Source organism: Rhizobium pantanalense (genome assembly GCF_030182525.1).
Lineage (GTDB): Bacteria > Pseudomonadota > Alphaproteobacteria > Rhizobiales > Rhizobiaceae > Rhizobium.
The window spans coordinates 78,349-94,523 of record NZ_JAQJCH010000018.1 but is presented as its reverse complement, the minus strand read 5'-3'; the positions used below and the strand labels follow the sequence as shown (position 1 = coordinate 94,523).

Sequence of the window (16,175 nt, the reverse complement as noted above, 5' to 3'; positions counted from 1 at the left end):
GGCGATCTGCGCAAGCTTTCTGTTGTAGTCGATCGTCCAGCTTGTGCGCTGCTCGATGTTCGAGATGACCAACCCGCCCGACACGTTCGGCACCCAGTAAGCGAATTTTACGGCTTCGTTATTTCTATGCGACATTATGCTCTTCCCTCTTCATAGAATGATCGCCTCACGCGGAATTCAGGCGATCGCTCGCGCGAGATATGACTTGTGGTCGCGGCTCTGCCTTGCAGACGGCAAGAAAGTGCGGAGTTCTTCGACAGCCCGCTCAATGCGTTGGTGAATGGCCGGGTTTACCAGGGCGTATTCGGTGAAGTCCGACTCGATCGCATAAACTGAAGTCGGGATCGTCAAAGCGCCAAAGAAGCCGAAAAGGGGTCTGAGCTGGTGCTCGATCATCAAGCCGTGCAGCGGCGTACCGCCTGTCGCAGCGAGGATGACGCTCTTTCCGGCGAGTGCACGATAGTCGACGAGATCAAACAAATGTTTGAGTGCGCCTGTATAGGATGCCCGATAGACTGGCGAGCCGACCACGAGCACATCGGCCGTTTCCACACGTCTGATAATGTCGCGTCCATCCGCATCGAGCTGGTCTGCTCGGAGAGCGCGGAACAGGATTGGCGCCGCTCCCACGAGATCCAGTCTGTCGACGTCCCCGCCAAGGTGGGTTTCGACCCCATCTGTGATGACGTCGATCAGGCTAGTTGTCCGCGAAGGACGCCGAACGGCGCCAGAAATGCCGAGCACAGTCATGCAAAACACCCTCAAATTTGTAGATATTACTCTATAGATTTTATGGATTATCGAACAAATCTATCCCAAAGTTTTCTGATTCTGAGGAAAAGATGAGCTGCGAATGCTGCCGGAAGGGGCGAACGACTTTCCGATCGCTCCGTTTTCGCCGCCTAGTTAACAAGAGCGCAGCAGCGGACAAACAACGCTTAAGCCCTATCGCGAAGTCCGCTCCCTCACAGGGATCATAGATCGTAACTGGGTTCGGCCAGCGCGTATATCGAGGCATGCCTCAGGCACCTGACCAGTCATAAGGACGCTCCCAACCGAGCCACCGTAGGGTAGGTTCTAGCCGTAATTAGGCGGTCGGCTAACGCGATCGGCAATCGAGGGTCTCAGGTTCGATACTTTTCAAGAGCATAAGTAAGACGTCTTAGGCTCAAGGATGAGCTTTAGTGCTGTTGTTCAGTGATCAATCGTGATGCCGCAGTGCCTCTACGAGCAATGTAAAGGCAGGTGAGGGATGGCGGCGTGACGGATAGTAAAGGTGGTAGCCCGGGAACGGCGGTGTCCAGTCCGGGAGAAGTTGAACAAGCCGTCCGTCGTTGACGTATTCACCGACCACGTCCTGATGGATATATGCGATACCGAACCCGTCGAGTGTCGCCCTTATCAGCTGCGGCACGGTATTGAAAGCGACCTGTCCTTCGACCCGAACACGCACCTCGTGCCCCTCATGCGAAAATTCCCAGGCATAAAAACCGCCGTAACTCGGCAGACGCAGGTTGATGCATCGGTGGGATCCAAGCTCCTGGGGTGTTGTAGGAGGTGGATGATCCCGGAAACACGACGGCGAGGCTACCACGATCATCCGCGCCGGGGGACCAATCCTGACTGCGATCATGTCCTTCTCGACCTGGTCACCCAGCCGCACCCCGGCATCGAAACGCTCAGCGACAATGTCAGTCAGTGCGGACTCGGCGTTGAGCTCAACCTTGATGTCGGGATACTCGACCAGCAGCTTCGACAGCTTCGGCCACAGGATCGTGTCGATGGCATGCTGGCCAGCGGTGATCCGGAAGTTTCCCGCAGGCTTGTCCCGGAAATCGCTTAGCAGGGACAGCTGCTCATCAATAGCGCCGAAGGCCGGTCCCAGCGCAGATAGAAGCTGCTCGCCCGCCTCCGTCGGCGCAACGCTGCGCGTCGTTCTGGTCAGAAGACGAACACCCACCCGGCTCTCTAGACGCTTAATGATCAGGCTCAGTGACGACTGAGACGTGGCCAGTCGGGCTGCGGCTTTGGTGAAGCTTTTCTCCTCCGCGACCGCCAGAAAAGCTAGCAGGTCACCCAGTTCTTCTCGCTGCATTCATTGATCCTCAATATAGGTCCAATCACATATTACCGTCTAATCGAAACAAATGGCGAGGCTTATCTTTCCCCTTAAGGAAGCGGCCGTTCAGGCTTGCGCCTAAGAGGAAAGACATCATGCGGGTATCAATCGTTTATGACAGCGGCTTTGGCCACACCGTCAGGATTGCGCAGGCAGTCGCTGAAGGCGTCAGCGAGGTCAGCGGAGCAGAAGCACACCTGATGGCTGTAGGTGACGGGCCGATCGCCTGGGACGTGCTGGAAGCCAGCGATGCTATCATTTTCGGCTCGCCTACCTACAACGGCCTGGTCAGTGCCCGCTTCAAGCAGTTCATGGAAGATGCCACCAAGGCCGCTTGGACACCCCAGACATGGCGCAACAAGGTCGCGGCCGGCTTCACCAACTCCGGCGCCCATAGCGGCGACAAGCTCAACTCGCTGGTTTCGATGGCCTTGTTTGCGGCCCAGCACGGCATGATCTGGGTCGGCCTCGATCTCATGCCAGGCAACAGCCGCAGCACCAGCAGCAAGGACGAACTGAACCGTCTGGGCAGCTGGCTGGGCGCCATGGCTCAGTCCAACATGGATGAGGGTCCTGACGTCGCGCCGATCGGGAGCGACCTGCGCACCGCCGCTCACCTTGGGCGTCGCGTTGCCGAAATCGCGCATCGGCTCATGCCTAAGGCCACCACGGCATCGCCGGATCTTCTTCCGGCTTAAGCGACAACGACGATAAAGAAGGAACTCTTCCCATGACAGCACCCAGCCTTGGCCACAGTGCCCTCACCAATGACGACGTCCGCGCCGTCTCGCCGGTCCTTGCCAACTACACCCGCGACACCATCGTCGGTGATCTCTGGAACAGGCCAGGGCTGTCGCCGCGCGACCGCAGCGTTGTGACGGTCGCCGCGCTCATCGCCCGCGCTCAGACGATCGGCATGTCCCACTACTTCAACCTGGCGCTGGATAACGGCGTCAAGCCTGCCGAGATCGCGGAGATCATCACCCATCTCGCCTTCTACAGCGGCTGGTCGAACGCCTTCTTTGCAGTGCAGGTCGTGAAGGATATTTTTGCGGAGCGCGCTATCGGCGCCGACCAATTGCCGCAGGAGCCCGTTCAGCTGCTACCCCTCGACGAGGCTGCTGAGAACCAGCGCGCCAGTGCGGTGCAGGCCAACTTCGGGGGGGGTCTCGCAGGGTGTGGTGGATTATACCCGTGACGTCCTGTTCCGTGACCTGTGGCTCCGGCCGGATCTTGAACCGCGCGACCGCAGTCTGATTACGGTGGCCGCCCTGGTGGCCTCGGGTCAGGTGGCGCAGATCACCTACCATCTCAATCGGGCGATGGATAACGGCCTGACCCAGGCTGAGGCGTCCGAGGCGCTCGCACATCTCGCCTTTTATACTGGCTGGCCCTGCGTGTTCTCGGCCATGCCGGTGGTCAAGGACGTATTCGCCAACCGTAACAAGTGAGGAAAGGGATGAAGCTCAAGACGCTTTACCTGGTCGCCGCGGCAACACTGGCGGCATTTGCTGCCCCTGGTGTTCGGGCGCAGGAAGCCACCGGTCCGGTCATCCGGATCGCTGAACTGGAGATCGATCCTGCGCAGATGGCGGCCTATTCGGCCGCCGTCAAACAGGAGATGGAGCAGTCCATCCGTGTCGAGCCGGGCGTGCTGGCACTCTATGCCGTTGCCATCCAGGGCCACCCTAACCAGCTGCGCTTCTTCGAAATCTACGCTGATCAGGCCGCCTACGAAGCGCACCGGAACTCACCGCATTTCCGCAAGTACGTCGAAACGACAAAGGACATGATCAAGTCCCGCAAGCTGTTCGAAACCGACAACTTCCAGCTCAGCGCCAAACCGCGCTAGGACGACCAGAAGGAGATCCCATGACCCGCGTTCTTTCCGTGTGTGCCAGTGGGCTGCTTGCCGTTCTCGCCACAGCAGGTGGCAGCTGCGCCCAGACTGCCGCGGCACCCGCCAAACCCGCCTATTATATCTCGGAATTTCATGTCAACGATCCTGAGGGGATCAAGCCTTACAGTGCCCAGGTCGAATCCACCTTCCGACCTTTTGGGGGGCGTTTCGTCGTGCGCGGAGGCGGCAGTATCGCCTCGCTGGAGGGCCCCGAGCAGCATGACCGGGTGGTTATCATCGCCTTCGACAGCATGGAGAAGGCGCTCGCCTGGTACAATTCGCGAGAGTACAGCCGGCTGAGGCCGATCCGCCACCGCACCGCCACCTCACGCGTCTACATCGTCGAAGGCCTTCCGCTATGACGTAACAGCGCGGGCTGAAGCCCCCGCTTGGCTCCTAGAGCCCGACGCGTTTCATGTGTTCGTCCGGATAGCGTGCACCTTCGATCGCGATATTGGCCTGCGCGATCTCCTCAAGGTCTTCGCGGGTCAGGGTCACGTCCAGCGCGCTGATGTTCTCCTCGAAACGCTCCAGCTTGCGCGTTCCAAAAAGCGGCACGATCCAGGGCTTCTGCGCCAATAGCCAGGCCAGCGCCACCTGGGCCGGCGTTGCGCCCCGTCGCTCGCCGATGCGCCGGATCAGATCAATGAGGCGCTGATTGGCTTCGCGGGCCTCCGGAGCAAAGCGCGGGATACTGTTGCGCATGTCGGATGCATCCAGCTGCGTCGCCACATCGATCTTGCCCGTCAGGAAGCCTTTGCCGAGCGGACTGAAGGGGACCAGACCGATGCCCAACTCCTCCAAGACCGGGAGGATCTCTGCCTCAGGCTCACGGGTCCACAGCGAATACTCGCTCTGCAGTGCTGCGACCGGCTGCACCGCGTGAGCCCGGCGGATCGAGCCGGCGCCAGCCTCTGACAGGCCGAACCAGCGGACCTTGCCTTCGGTGATCAGGTCCCTCACCGTGCCGGCGACATCCTCCATCGGCACCTCGGGATCGACGCGATGCTGGTAATAGAGATCGATATGATCGGTGCGCAGGCGTTTCAGGCTGCCTTCGATCGAACGACGGATCTGCGCCGGCCGGCTGTTGACGCCGCCGCGGTGCTCGCCTGTTTCTTGGTCGATGTCCCAGCCGAACTTGGTGGCGATCTTGACCTGGTCACGGATCGGGGCCAGCGCCTCGCCAACCATTTCCTCATTGGTCCAGGGGCCGTAGACCTCGGCGGTGTCGAAGAAGTCCATGCCGCGCTCGACAGCGGTACGGATCAGCGCGATCATATCGGCGCGGTCGGGCAACTCCCGGGCCTTGCCATAACCCATGGCGCCCAGCGAAAGCGCCGAGACCTCCAGGCCCTGTCCAAGCTTGCGTGTCTGCATTGCCTTGTCTCCTGTTGTTGCTCAGTCCTGTGGGCGGATACGCACGGTCGCGTTGCGAGCCCTCTCACTGATCATCGGTGCCAGGTAGCGGCTGCTCGCGTATTTGGAGCGGTAAGCCGCATCGATCGCATCGTTGATGGCGCCGTCCACCGGCTCGAAGTTCACGTCCTTGCTCATACCGGCCACCTGGATGCGGCCCGCCTTCTGGCGCATCGCCGACTTGTACCAACGCGAGTCCCGACCATTGTAGGCACGGACGTAAAGGTTGCCGTCGACGACAACCGACCAGATCCAGGTGGGTGTGCCGTAGGTCACCCCGTCGTCTCTGAAGGGGGAGATGTGCAGGTCATCGCTCGCGGCGATCCGGTCCAGCTCGTCATTGGGCCAGCTCATGGGCTTCGCCTTTCACTTGTTGGATAGTAACCTCGACGGGACCGCTCTGTTGCAGGATCTCCAGGCCGTTCCGGATCCGGCCGAGCTTCACCAGGCCCTCGGAGTAGCGGAATCCCTTGTGGAAGATCGCGAGGTTGCCCCAGGGGGCGTAATAGGTGAGGTCTCCCGCGACGGGCATGATGCCGGGTGGCGCACCATCGGTGACAAGTCTTGCCGGCAGATCGCTGATCTTTTCGGTCGCGGCGTAGTCCGTGAGCGTCAGCTTCAGCGGCAGCAGCGCGGCAAAGCTTCTGGCCGCAGCACTGTCATCCAGCACGGCTTCAATCACCTGACCGCCGGCTTCGATCCTGATGTTCATGATTTTCTCCGCCGCTTCGGGGGAACGCGCCAGCCCGGCCGTCATCAGTCCGGCGAGAGCCGCGTTACGCAAACGGGTCATAGCCGGGCTTCTTGTAGATCTGCGCCGCCTTCTCCTGGATGTCGGGGACGTACACCTGGGCGGTCCAGTCAGACTGCGCGACGTCTTCAATGGCGACCGAGATGCTGGCCTCACCAACACCAAGCACATCCACCGCTGCCTGCGTCAGCCGGGCTGCCAGTTCCCGCTTAAGAGACTCCGGCCGCCCGCTGATCATCTTGAGAACAATATGGGGCATCACGCGCCCTCCGGCTGACCCAGATATTGGCTGTCGCTGACGTGCTCCATCCAATCCACCACCTTGCCGTCAAGGTGCTGGTGGATCGCGATATGGGTCATCGCGGTCGTCGGCGAGGCCCCGTGCCAGTGCTTTTCGGTCGGCTCGAAGAACACGACATCGCCGGGCCGGACTTCTTCGATCGGACCGCCTTCGCGCTGCACCCTTCCGAGGCCGGCTGTCACGATCAGCGTCTGTCCCAACGGGTGGGTGTGCCACGCCGTCCGGGCTCCAGGCTCGAAGGTCACCGAGCCTGCAGCGGCGCGCCGAGCGTCATTCGAGGCGAAGAGCGGATCGACCCGGACTGTCCCGGTAAACCATTCAGCGGGGCCTTTGGTGGAAGGCTGGCTGCCATTGCGTGTGATCTGCATGAAGTCTCCTTTCCGGCCAGCCTGCGTGCTGTCGAGCGATGGCCGTATTTTTCTCAGGAGAATATCATCTTAAACTAGGCTAATAATCGCCTATAAACTGCATGGACTTATTCTCTTGACTAATTAATCGAGCATGTCAGCCACCAGCAGAGGCCACAGATCAACGGCCATTTTAGGAGCACAATCGTTCGTTGCGAACCATCGGCTCGAGTAATCAAAAAGCGGTCGTTCGATCTGTTCAAGAGCAGCACGATTCACGAAGCTCGATGCTATCTATAGCCTCGGCAGGCCAGAGGATGGGCGACTTCAATAGTATGGTCCGCTTTCACGACGGAGCCCACCTCGTTGGCCAGCAGTTCGATCGCCCTTAGTCTCAGTTGACGCTCAAGCGGACCGACGCTCATCTGGAGTGAAACTCTCGATACCCCGCCGAGGATTTCGTCAATGAGCCTGATTTTGCTCGCAACCTCCTGCGCACTGCCGACCACTAAAGCGGAGGTGGGGCCGGAAGCTCGGTCGAAGGATTCGAACGTTGGTTCCGGACGGCCGAGTTTCCTGGCGATCCCGCCGAACACGGCCATATATGCCGGGAAGAACTCCTCCAGTGCAGCGGGCTTGTTTTCGCTCACATAGCCAATGGCATGGACGCCGACTGTGAGACGCTCCAGGTCATGTCCGGCGTGACGCCCTGCCGCGCGATAGAGGTCGACCAATGGCCTGAGAGAAGCGAGCTCGCCTCCGATAGTCCCCAGCGCAAGAGGTAGACCAAGCGTCCCGGCTCTAACAAAGGACTCTGGAGAACCAGTAGCTCCAAGCCAGACTGGCAACACGTCCTGTTCAGGCCTTGGTGTGATCTTTTGCCCCGTTAAAGTGGGCCGATGCTTACCCGACCATTCCACAGGACCACCTTTCCGGAGGCGAAGAAGAAGATCCAGCTTCTCCTCGAACAGGCTGTCGTAGTGGCGGACGTCGAGGCCGAACAATGAAAACGCCTCTGCATAGGCGCCGCGGCCGACCACGATCTCGGCCCGGCCGCGCGAGATGAGATCCAGCGTTGAAAATTCCTCAAAGAGCCTAACCGGGTCAGCGGCGCTCAGGACCGAGATGGCGCTCGTAAGCCTTATTCTTTTGGTTCTTGCTGCCGCGGCGGCAAGGAGCACCACCGGCGCTGAATCCAGAAACTCGTCAGTATGATGTTCGCCTATCCCGTAGACGTCGATGCCAAGGCGATCCGCAAGCTCTATTTCTTCCAGCAGCTCTTCTACCGGCGTCATGCCGCTGGACGATGGAAAATTGGCGAAGACAAAGCGGTCTATCCCGAGTTCCACATTGAAACCTTTCTTTCATCGGCTCGACGTCCGGCGTTCGGCGCAAGATGAGATGCGCGCCCGAGCGTCGAAGGCCCGCCACAATCCTCACGAAAACCTGAAGTCGGAGACCTCGATCGACACAATCAACGGCTCGGGCAAGGGCCGGTTGTCGGCGCCGCGGGGATAGATGCGCATCTTGCCGGGCATGACGATGCCGTCCGCGGTGACGTAGTCGCTCAGATAGCGCGCGGCGGCGTTCCTGCCCTGTATGTCGACCTCGTAGTCGTGGCGGACAAGCAGCCCCTTGTCGTCGAAGTAGAAAGTCTGCTCCGTACTGTGGGTCGCGATCTCGTCCGGGAATTGCACAAGGAGGCGCCGCCACTGCCGGCCGTTCTCGCTCCAGGGAGCAATTTCCCTGGTTACAACGCCGGACCTCTTCAGGATGAAGGGCGAGGTAAGGTAGGTCCACATCGTATAGCCTGCGAAGTAAGCCACCTGGGGATTACTCCAGTGCGTTTCCATCTCGTAACCGTTGAAGGATTTCCTCGGCTGCAGGAGCTCCTCAACGACGCGGCCCTCGTCGTCTTCGATCGCCACGCGATCCGGTGTAAAGTCGGATCTGTTCTGCGTGGGAGCAAACGGCCAGTGGGAGACCTGCTCCCGTTTCAGGTCCACCTTGACGTTGCAGTCTTCCAGCACGGTGGGCTTGCCCTTGAGCGCCCAGAGCACGCCGCCCTGATGGAGCTTCGCCTCGACGAAGGAAAACTGGCTGAAGCGTTCGAAGCCTCCGTGGGCTGCGACCGCCAGATCGAGAAGATCGGTCATGTTCTATTTCCTTTGATGTTTATGTTCGAATAGCCGAGGCCGCAGCTTCGGCGATGTCCGCGTCGTGATCCGGCGTTCCGCCGCTGACGCCGACGGCGCCGGCAAGGCGACCGTCCAACAAGAGCGGTACCCCGCCCGGCAGGATCACGTACTGTCCGCTCCCGACGCTGCTGACGGAGAACAGCGGCTGGCCGGGCTGGATGAGCGGCACGAAGGCGGAGGAGGGTGCCTCGAATGCCCGCGACGTACGAGCCTTCCCCATCGCGAGGTCGAAGGCGCCCGCCCATGCGCCGTCCATCCGAGCCATGGCGACGAGGTCGCCGCCATGGTCGAGAACGACGATACTGGCCCGAACACCGATCTCCGCCGCGCGGGCTTCGGCCGCGGCGATCATGTCGCGGGCTGCCGCCAGTTCTATGAAGCGGGCCATGTCAGCTCAGTCTGATCTCGGAGAGGTCGATTGACACGACGAGCGGCTCCGGCACGCGCTGCCCGTCCAGCTGGCGTGGGTAGATCCGGCGTTCGGTCGGGAACTTCAGGCCCTGCACCTCGACGTAGCCACCGATATAATGCGCTCCGGGCGTGCTCCCGGCGATCTCGACGTCGTAGTCGTGACGCTTGAGAAGGCCGTCGGCGCCGACATAGAGGGTCTGGACGGTACTGTGCGTTGCGATCGTCGAAGGGAACGTCACCTTGAGGCGTTGCCAGGTCTCGCCGTTCTCCTGCCAGTCTTCTAGCTGCTCGCTTGAGACACCCGGTGCGGCGAGGAGGAATGGCATGTTGAGGTAGGTCCACATGGCGATGCCCGCGAAGTAGGCGAGCTGTGGCTCTGTCCAAGGCGTCTCGAGAGTGTGCCCGGTGAAGGAGGCGCGCGGATCGGTAAGCGTCTCGAGAACGCCGCCTTGCGCATCCTTGATGCTGACGACGCCAGGTTCGAAGCGGGTCACCTTGCCTTCCGGACCGAAGGGAGAGTGGGAGGCCCACTCCTTGCCAAGGCCGACAGTCACGTTCGTCTCGTCAAGCTTTCCGCCATGTCCTTTGAGACCCCATAAAGCGCCGCCCTGCTTCAGATGCGCGGTCAGCGATGAATAGCGACGCCAGGTTTCGAGATCGCCGTGGGCGTCGATGATCTTCTGTGCAAGCGAGTTCATTTGGTAGTTTCCTTGATTGGTCGACGGTCAGGCGTCGAGGAAGGTGTTCACGTGGGCGACGAAGGTCTTGGGGTACTGGAAGAGTGCCCCGTGACCGGAATCCGGATAGATGACGAGCGTTGCTGAGGTCATTGCCTTGAACATCTCGTAGGCGTTGATCGACGGGAACATCGTGTCGTCGCTGCCATGGACGATGAGCGTGGGTTGCTTGATGGCCTTGAGGGATACGTGGTCAGGATCGACTTCCGCGCACCAGCCAATGATCGATGCCGCTTGCGGGTTGCTGACATCCTCACCGCTATCGGGATCGCGGTCTTCGGTTCTTGAAAGAGCGCGGTCGATGAATGCCTCGCCTGCTTGTTGGCTTTCTTTCGATGGTGTGAAGAACAGCGGTAGGCGGACGTCGCGGGCGTTCTTGGAAAACGCAGCCTCGACGACCTCAAGCAGATGTTCCTCGCCGCCTTTGGGCGCCGATCCGGCGACGATCAGCCGACGGACGTTGACCTTGGTGCGAGCCGCCATCACCTGCGCGAGGAAGCCGCCAAGGGAGAAGCCGAGAAGATCGACTTCCGGAAAGCCCAGCGCGGCGATGAATGCTTCCGCATCCTGCGTCTGATTTTCGACGTTATCCGGTACTGTGCCTGACGAGGATCCGACGCCTGCGTTGTCGAAGACAACGAGGGTGCGGTCGGCGGCCAGCGCGTTCACGACGGCCGGATCCCAGGCGTCCATCGTCCCGGTGAAGTGCTGCAGCAGGATAAGCGGGACGCCGCGGTCTGGTCCAAGGCGGCGGTAGGCGAAGCGGATGCCGCCTGCTTCGATGTAGCGGGTGGGTGCAGTTTCAAGCTTTTTTGTCATGTCATGCGCTTTCGGTCTGGTGGGAAAGGTATCGGTCGGCGACGACGCGCCGGGAGAGGTTGGGTGCCATCGAAAGGCGGGCCTCCTGCATAGCCTTCCAAAGAGCGTCGTCCGGCAGAGGAGGGATCGTGACGGTCTCGCGCCGATCGAAGCCGACCAGTGCCGCATCGACGAGATCCTCGACTTCCATCAACATCTCGATCGGGAACGAGTTGATGTCCTTGCCCGACCGTTCCCAGAGTTCCGTTCTGGTCGCGCCGGGGAGGACCGCCTGCGTGTAGACACCCTTGTCGGCGTAGTGCGCCGTCATCGACTGGCTGAGGTTCAGCAGGAAGGACTTTGAGCCACTGTAGATGCCATCGTAGCGTTCCGGTGCGAGGGCGAGAACAGATGCAATGTTGATCACCGCGCCATGTCCCTTGGCGACGAACGCCTTGGCGGCGGCCGCGGCAAGTCTGGCAGGTGCCGTGATGTTGAGGGCTATGATCCTGGAGATCTCGGTGCCGCCGTTTTCCAGCAGGCTTCCGTTTAGGGACATCCCCGCATTGTTCACCAGCAGGGAGACATCGCCCGCCGCCAACCTTGCCTCGACAGCGTCAAGGTCTTCCGGCTTTGTCAGGTCCGCGACCAAGATCTCGATCTTCGATCCGAGGCCTTTCAGCCGCGAGGATAACGCTTCCATCTTCGCCCGGTCCCGGGCGACGAGAACGACGGCGAAACCACGTTTCGCCAATCTGTCAGCGTACACCGCTCCGATCCCGCCGGACGCCCCGGTAATTAGCGCCGTACCTTTTGTTGTGCTCATTCGAATGCTCCATTTCTGTGTTGAAAGCACGTGATCTTGCTGTCCGGCCCGGGAGGGGAGCCGAATGATGTCTCGCGCGCTTTGTTGAGGATTGTTTGCCGGGACGCTCAGCGACCGACGTCGACCAACGTGCGGCCCTTGATCCGGCCTGCCAGCATTTGGCTTGCCACTTGAGAAACGTCGCCGAGGCCAACGACCGATACCGTGGAGGCGAGTTTTTCGAGGTCCAGATCGGTCGCCAGCCGCTTCCAAGCTTGTTCACGGACAGCGCGAGGGGCGTTGACGGAGTCGATGCCTGCGAGGGTCACACCGCGTAGAATGAACGGCAGCACGGATGCTGGAATGTCTCTGCCGCCTACGAAGCCGCATGTGGTGACAACGCCACCATAGGACGTCTGGGCGAGAATGTTTGCCAGCGAGCGTCCGCCGACGGCATCGACGGCTCCAGCCCAACGCTCGGCAGCGATGGGCGGCCCTTCGGCTGACAACGTAGCCCTGTCCACGACGGCGGCGGCGCCGAGATCTAGCAGATACTGCTCCTCGCTGGCCTTGCCCGTGGAGGCGACGACGCTGTAGCCGAGCGTCGTGAGGATGGCGATTGCGATCGACCCGACACCGCCGGAGGCTCCCGTCACGAGGATCTCGCCACGCTCTGGGACAACGTTGCCGTGTTCGAGAGCAAGAACACTCAGCATGGCGGTGAACCCGGCCGTGCCAATCGCCATTGCGTCCCGCGTCGAAATCGACGGAGAAAGCTTCACGAGCCAGTCGGCAGGCACGCGGGCCTTCTGCGCGAAACCGCCATTGTGCGTCTGGCTGAGGCCCCAGCCCGTGGCCACCACCTTGTCACCTCTCTGGAAGCGAGGGTCGGCCGAATCCTCGACCGTTCCTGCGAAATCGATGCCAGGTATGAGTGGGAATGTCTGGATGATCCTCTGACCAGCGAGTGCGATTGCGTCCTTGTAGTTTACCGTCGACCACTCGACGGAAACGGTCACCTCGCCGGATGTCAGGAACCCGTCATTCACCGTCTCGACCGCGGCGGTCACGCGATCTTTGTCCTGCCTTGCGACGATCGCCTGAAAAATCATCGATGTTTCCCTGTTTTTGAAGCTCGTGATCCATACTTAAGCGCACGCGGAAATCATTGAAAGAATGCACATTTAACGCCTATACTTCCATAAATGTAAGTAAGGATCGAAGGAGTAGCCGTCGTGAGACCAAAGCGTCTGGAGCCGAAGAGTGGATGTGCGGCGGAGCTGACGATGTCGGTCATCGGTGGTCTTTGGAAGCCAACGATCCTCGTCAACCTGCTGATGGGCAAGAAGCGGTTCATGGAGTTGAGCCGCCTAATCCCGGACGCGACGCAGCGCGTGCTCACACAGCAGTTGCGGGAACTTGAAGCCGACGGCATGATCACCAGACAGGTCTTTCCCGAGGTTCCGCCGAGGGTGGAATACGAGGCGACGGATCTCGCACGCTCTGTCGCTCCCATTCTCGGCAGCCTCCGGGACTGGGGAAATCAGTTCCGCGCCAATCAGCAGCGTATGGAGGAACTGGAGCCGTACTGCCCTGTGGAGGACCGAGCGGCAGATGCGGTGCGCGAGGCCGCCGAGTAAGGGCTGGCCGCGGCGGCGCCATTGCATCCACGACCGGATTTGAATCTCGTCTTTGCGAACGACGGCAAAGATGCGATTCAAATTCGATCATCGATGTTGACGCCAAGCCTGTGAGGCTGCCAGAGGGATTGTTTGGCGGTTACGAAGCTAGGGCGTAGTCGTCGAAGCAGTGAAACTGTCGCCGGTTCGAATCACTTCAAGAGCAGCCTTTTCACTTCATTCCGCGACTCGTTAGTCCAGCGGCATATCGCCAGCGCTCAATCTGCGTAAAGCAGCCATAAATCAAAGAGGAGGGATTAGAGCGGTATGCTTCTACGTCGCCCCTTTTGGGGCGGTATACTCAGCGACAACATCGAGGAAGCGTGCGGCGGGCGACGTAAGATCCGGTGATAACCAGGCGGCGGCAATCGGTAGATCCGGCGGTTCCGGTTCGATGGAGCGGAACGCCACGCCGGGTCGTCCGACCGCCGCAATGCCGTCGGTGACGAAACCCATGCCCACGCCTGCCGCGACAAGACCGGTGAGTGTCGTCATCGGTGTGACCTCCTGAACGATACGCGAGCTGACCCCCTGGTTCTGGAAGAGCGCTATGACGCGATCGTAGATGCTAGGCCCGATCGCGCGTGGCGCAATCAGCAACGGCTCTTCGTTCAGATCGTGGACCGCCAGCATATCTCGATCTGCCAACCGATGCGATGCAGGCAGCGCGAGCTTGAGGCGCTGGCTGGGCAAAGTGCAGATGGACAGTTCGGGTACCGCGATGGGCGGATGCAAGATCCCCAGATCGATGTCACCCGCCAACAAAGCCTGCTCCAACGCCGGTGAATTCATCTCGGTCAGTTCGACCATTATGTCCGGATATCGGGCGCGAAAGATGCGCACGGCCTCAGGCAGCGTGCCATAGAAGGCTATGACGGTGAAACCGAGCCTCAGCCGTCCGATCTCGCCCTCCACGGCGCGTAACGCTCTTGTTTTCGCCAGGTTTGCATTTGCCACGGCCGCACGAGCGGGATCAAGAAATGCAGCTCCCGCTGCCGTTAGTGCCACGCTGCGGCGATCGCGCTCGAACAATGTCGCGCCGACCTCTTCTTCCAGTACGCGAATGCGTTGACTAAGTGCGGGTTGGGTAAGGTTCAGCCTCTCGGCAGCTCTGCGAAAATGCAGATCCTCGGCAACGGCGACGAAGCAGGCGAGCGAACGGATATCCATCCGATTATGATGCGATTTCATAATCACAGAGTCCAGTATTCCGATTGGATTTAAATCAGGATTGAGGTCAATGTCCTTGAGGCCGGGGTGGCTGACGCTTGATTGCGCGGTCCATAAGGAGTTTAAAATGCGTCCTGACATCTTAATCGTCTCACTCGCCGTCACGCTGGGTTGCGCAGCCTCTCTGAGTGCTGCCGCGACCGAGACGGCTGATCTGCTCCGTCGCATCAATGCGGGAACCGTCGCCGCTATTTCCGACGGTGATTTCATGGGGCAGACTTATGCGACGGGCCTGCTCGCTCCGGCTGAGGGTGATTATCGCGATCTGTTGACGGTTCTCTCGATCACGGATGGCCGCGTCGTCACCGCAACGCTGCCCATATCGAACTCCGTCACCGCCGCACCGGAAATTCTTGCGCTCACTCCCGACGGGCGCACGGCCTTTGTGACCGAACGGCTCGGCGAACGCCGGAGCGGCAATACGACGGTGCGCGATCTGCCGCCGGGAAATCGGCTGTTTGCCGTCGACCTCGATGACAAGGCCAATCCGCGTCTCGCAGACACGGCCGACGTCGCCGTCTTTCCCGAGGCACTTGCGGTCAGCCCCGACGGCGGACGTGTGGCGGTCGTCTCGAACACGGCGGAGGCAAGTTTCGTGCAGATCGTTCGCTATGCAGGCGGTCGCTTCGGCAATGTGACCCGCTTTGATCTAGCGGCGCTTGGAGTTGCAGACGATAGCCCTGCACGGCGCGGCGGCGTCACCGCAACCAATGTCCAGTGGCATCCATCGGGCCGCTTCATTGCGGTCAATATCAACACGCAAAACCGCATCGCCTTTTTCGAAGTGACGGAAGCAAATAATGAGCTCGCCCTGCGCCCGTGGGGCAGCCCGGTGGAGGTCGGCGCCGATCCCTTTGTAGGACGTTTCACGCCGGATGGCCGTTTCTACATGACCTCGGATTGGGGTCGGAACTTTACCGCGACTGATCTGGCCGGCCGCATCCCCGATAGCCCCTCGTCGATCAGTGTGGTCCGACTGGCGGATGTTTCGGAACCGGTGGCGGACGCCCGCCATGAACGGATCGCGCGCGAGACGACAGATGTGGCGGCCGAAGGGCTCGCCGTCAGTCCTGACGGGAGGTTCGTCGCCACGGTCAACATGCGCGGCACGGCCTTCTCGCCAGAATCTCCCCGTTTTCAGCGCGAGGCCACGGTAACGTTGCTTACGTTCGATCCAGAGGCGGGAGCGCTTGCCAAAGTTGCTGATTATCCCTTCGAGGGCGTGCTGCCCGAGGGAGGCACCTTCGATCTTAAGGGCGATCATTTCCTCGCCACTGTGTTTGATGGTCATGGCGATCCCTCGCCGGATGCTGGCGCAGGCCTTGAGGTTTTTCGCGTGGTAAAGGGGGCGCAGCCAACCTTGGAGCGTCTTGGTCGCATCCCGTTGCCGCGTGGTGTGCACCATGTTGCCGTGGCACCGTGAGCCCGACATGCCTTTGAGACAAAACGGTATCGATGAGTTGTGCTATCGGCCTTCGCT

20 protein-coding genes and 2 pseudogenes are annotated in these 16,175 nt (G+C 60.6%); 6 read left to right on the top strand and 16 right to left on the bottom strand.

What is annotated here, in order from left to right; all coding sequences use genetic code 11:
• The 3 genes and pseudogenes from PH558_RS32025 to PH558_RS32015 all read right to left on the bottom strand — a co-directional run.
• A pseudogene (locus PH558_RS32025) lies at positions 1 to 135 on the bottom strand (dimethylsulfone monooxygenase SfnG); the annotation flags it as partial.
• 42 nt (positions 136 to 177) lie between these two features.
• Positions 178 to 750: an FMN reductase gene (gene msuE / locus PH558_RS32020; RefSeq protein ID WP_285208290.1), complete on the bottom strand. Its 573-nt coding sequence runs from the start codon at positions 748 to 750 to the stop codon at positions 178 to 180.
• 451 nt (positions 751 to 1,201) lie between these two features.
• A complete protein-coding gene (locus PH558_RS32015) occupies positions 1,202 to 2,095 on the bottom strand; it encodes a LysR family transcriptional regulator (RefSeq protein ID WP_285208289.1) in 894 nt (297 codons plus the stop codon).
• A 119-nt stretch (positions 2,096 to 2,214) separates the two neighbouring features.
• Here PH558_RS32015 and PH558_RS32010 point away from each other — a divergent pair, with 119 nt between their 5' ends.
• The 4 genes and pseudogenes from PH558_RS32010 (at position 2,215) to PH558_RS31995 (ending at position 4,381) form a co-directional block, all read left to right on the top strand.
• Entirely contained in the window at positions 2,215 to 2,817 is a 603-nt protein-coding gene (locus tag PH558_RS32010) for a flavodoxin family protein (protein WP_285208288.1), read from the top strand.
• Positions 2,818 to 2,849: 32 nt separating this feature from the next.
• A pseudogene (locus tag PH558_RS32005) lies at positions 2,850 to 3,570 on the top strand (carboxymuconolactone decarboxylase family protein).
• Positions 3,571 to 3,578: 8 nt separating this feature from the next.
• A complete protein-coding gene (locus PH558_RS32000; protein WP_285208287.1) occupies positions 3,579 to 3,971 on the top strand; it encodes a putative quinol monooxygenase in 393 nt (130 codons plus the stop codon).
• 20 nt (positions 3,972 to 3,991) lie between these two features.
• A complete protein-coding gene (locus PH558_RS31995; protein WP_285208286.1) occupies positions 3,992 to 4,381 on the top strand; it encodes a DUF1330 domain-containing protein in 390 nt (129 codons plus the stop codon).
• 34 nt (positions 4,382 to 4,415) lie between these two features.
• Here PH558_RS31995 and PH558_RS31990 read toward each other — a convergent pair whose 3' ends face one another.
• The 12 genes from PH558_RS31990 to PH558_RS31935 all read right to left on the bottom strand — a co-directional run bounded on the left by PH558_RS31990 (position 4,416) and on the right by PH558_RS31935 (position 12,898).
• On the bottom strand, positions 4,416 to 5,399 hold the full coding sequence (locus PH558_RS31990) for an aldo/keto reductase (protein WP_285208285.1): 984 nt from the start codon (positions 5,397 to 5,399) through the stop codon (positions 4,416 to 4,418).
• A gap of 21 nt (positions 5,400 to 5,420) precedes the next feature.
• Positions 5,421 to 5,792 (bottom strand): DUF2255 family protein, encoded by a 372-nt coding sequence (locus PH558_RS31985; RefSeq protein WP_285208284.1) that lies wholly within the window; start codon positions 5,790 to 5,792, stop codon positions 5,421 to 5,423.
• Positions 5,776 to 6,231: a cyclophilin-like fold protein gene (locus PH558_RS31980; RefSeq protein ID WP_285208283.1), complete on the bottom strand. Its 456-nt coding sequence runs from the start codon at positions 6,229 to 6,231 to the stop codon at positions 5,776 to 5,778. Before PH558_RS31980 ends, PH558_RS31985 begins: the two co-directional genes overlap by 17 nt.
• Positions 6,215 to 6,448, bottom strand: a complete 234-nt coding sequence (locus PH558_RS31975; RefSeq protein WP_285208282.1) for a tautomerase family protein — start codon at positions 6,446 to 6,448, stop codon at positions 6,215 to 6,217. The genes PH558_RS31980 and PH558_RS31975 overlap by 17 nt, the downstream gene beginning before the upstream one ends.
• Positions 6,448 to 6,858, bottom strand: a complete 411-nt coding sequence (locus PH558_RS31970) for a (R)-mandelonitrile lyase (protein WP_285208281.1) — start codon at positions 6,856 to 6,858, stop codon at positions 6,448 to 6,450. The genes PH558_RS31975 and PH558_RS31970 overlap by 1 nt, the downstream gene beginning before the upstream one ends.
• 269 nt (positions 6,859 to 7,127) lie before the next feature.
• Positions 7,128 to 8,186, bottom strand: a complete 1,059-nt coding sequence (locus PH558_RS31965; protein ID WP_285208280.1) for an LLM class flavin-dependent oxidoreductase — start codon at positions 8,184 to 8,186, stop codon at positions 7,128 to 7,130.
• An 87-nt stretch (positions 8,187 to 8,273) separates the two neighbouring features.
• Entirely contained in the window at positions 8,274 to 8,993 is a 720-nt protein-coding gene (locus PH558_RS31960) for a hypothetical protein (protein WP_285208279.1), read from the bottom strand.
• A 19-nt stretch (positions 8,994 to 9,012) separates the two neighbouring features.
• Positions 9,013 to 9,423 carry a GlcG/HbpS family heme-binding protein gene (locus PH558_RS31955; RefSeq protein ID WP_285208278.1) on the bottom strand — a complete coding sequence of 137 codons (411 nt, stop codon included), beginning with the start codon at positions 9,421 to 9,423 and terminating at the stop codon, positions 9,013 to 9,015.
• Between the two features lies 1 nt (position 9,424).
• Positions 9,425 to 10,144 (bottom strand): hypothetical protein, encoded by a 720-nt coding sequence (locus PH558_RS31950; protein WP_285208277.1) that lies wholly within the window; start codon positions 10,142 to 10,144, stop codon positions 9,425 to 9,427.
• Positions 10,145 to 10,171: 27 nt separating this feature from the next.
• Positions 10,172 to 11,002 carry an alpha/beta fold hydrolase gene (locus PH558_RS31945; RefSeq protein WP_285208276.1) on the bottom strand — a complete coding sequence of 277 codons (831 nt, stop codon included), beginning with the start codon at positions 11,000 to 11,002 and terminating at the stop codon, positions 10,172 to 10,174.
• 1 nt (position 11,003) lies between these two features.
• Complete coding sequence (locus tag PH558_RS31940) at positions 11,004 to 11,807, bottom strand: SDR family NAD(P)-dependent oxidoreductase (protein WP_285208275.1); 804 nt, start codon at positions 11,805 to 11,807, stop codon at positions 11,004 to 11,006.
• Positions 11,808 to 11,914: 107 nt separating this feature from the next.
• Positions 11,915 to 12,898, bottom strand: coding sequence for an MDR family oxidoreductase (locus PH558_RS31935; RefSeq protein ID WP_285208274.1), 984 nt, complete (start codon positions 12,896 to 12,898; stop codon positions 11,915 to 11,917).
• A 123-nt stretch (positions 12,899 to 13,021) separates the two neighbouring features.
• On the opposite strand from PH558_RS31935, the gene PH558_RS31930 reads away from it, so the two are divergent.
• A complete protein-coding gene (locus PH558_RS31930; RefSeq protein WP_350223833.1) occupies positions 13,022 to 13,426 on the top strand; it encodes a winged helix-turn-helix transcriptional regulator in 405 nt (134 codons plus the stop codon).
• A gap of 312 nt (positions 13,427 to 13,738) precedes the next feature.
• Here PH558_RS31930 and PH558_RS31925 read toward each other — a convergent pair whose 3' ends face one another.
• The gene (locus PH558_RS31925; RefSeq protein WP_285208273.1) at positions 13,739 to 14,776 is read right to left on the bottom strand and encodes a LysR family transcriptional regulator; all 1,038 of its coding nucleotides are present in this window, start codon (positions 14,774 to 14,776) and stop codon (positions 13,739 to 13,741) included.
• Here PH558_RS31925 and PH558_RS31920 point away from each other — a divergent pair.
• Positions 14,763 to 16,118, top strand: a complete 1,356-nt coding sequence (locus PH558_RS31920) for a lactonase family protein (RefSeq protein ID WP_285208272.1) — start codon at positions 14,763 to 14,765, stop codon at positions 16,116 to 16,118. The two genes, PH558_RS31925 and PH558_RS31920, sit on opposite strands and share 14 nt — an antisense overlap.
• Positions 16,119 to 16,175: the final 57 nt, after the last annotated feature.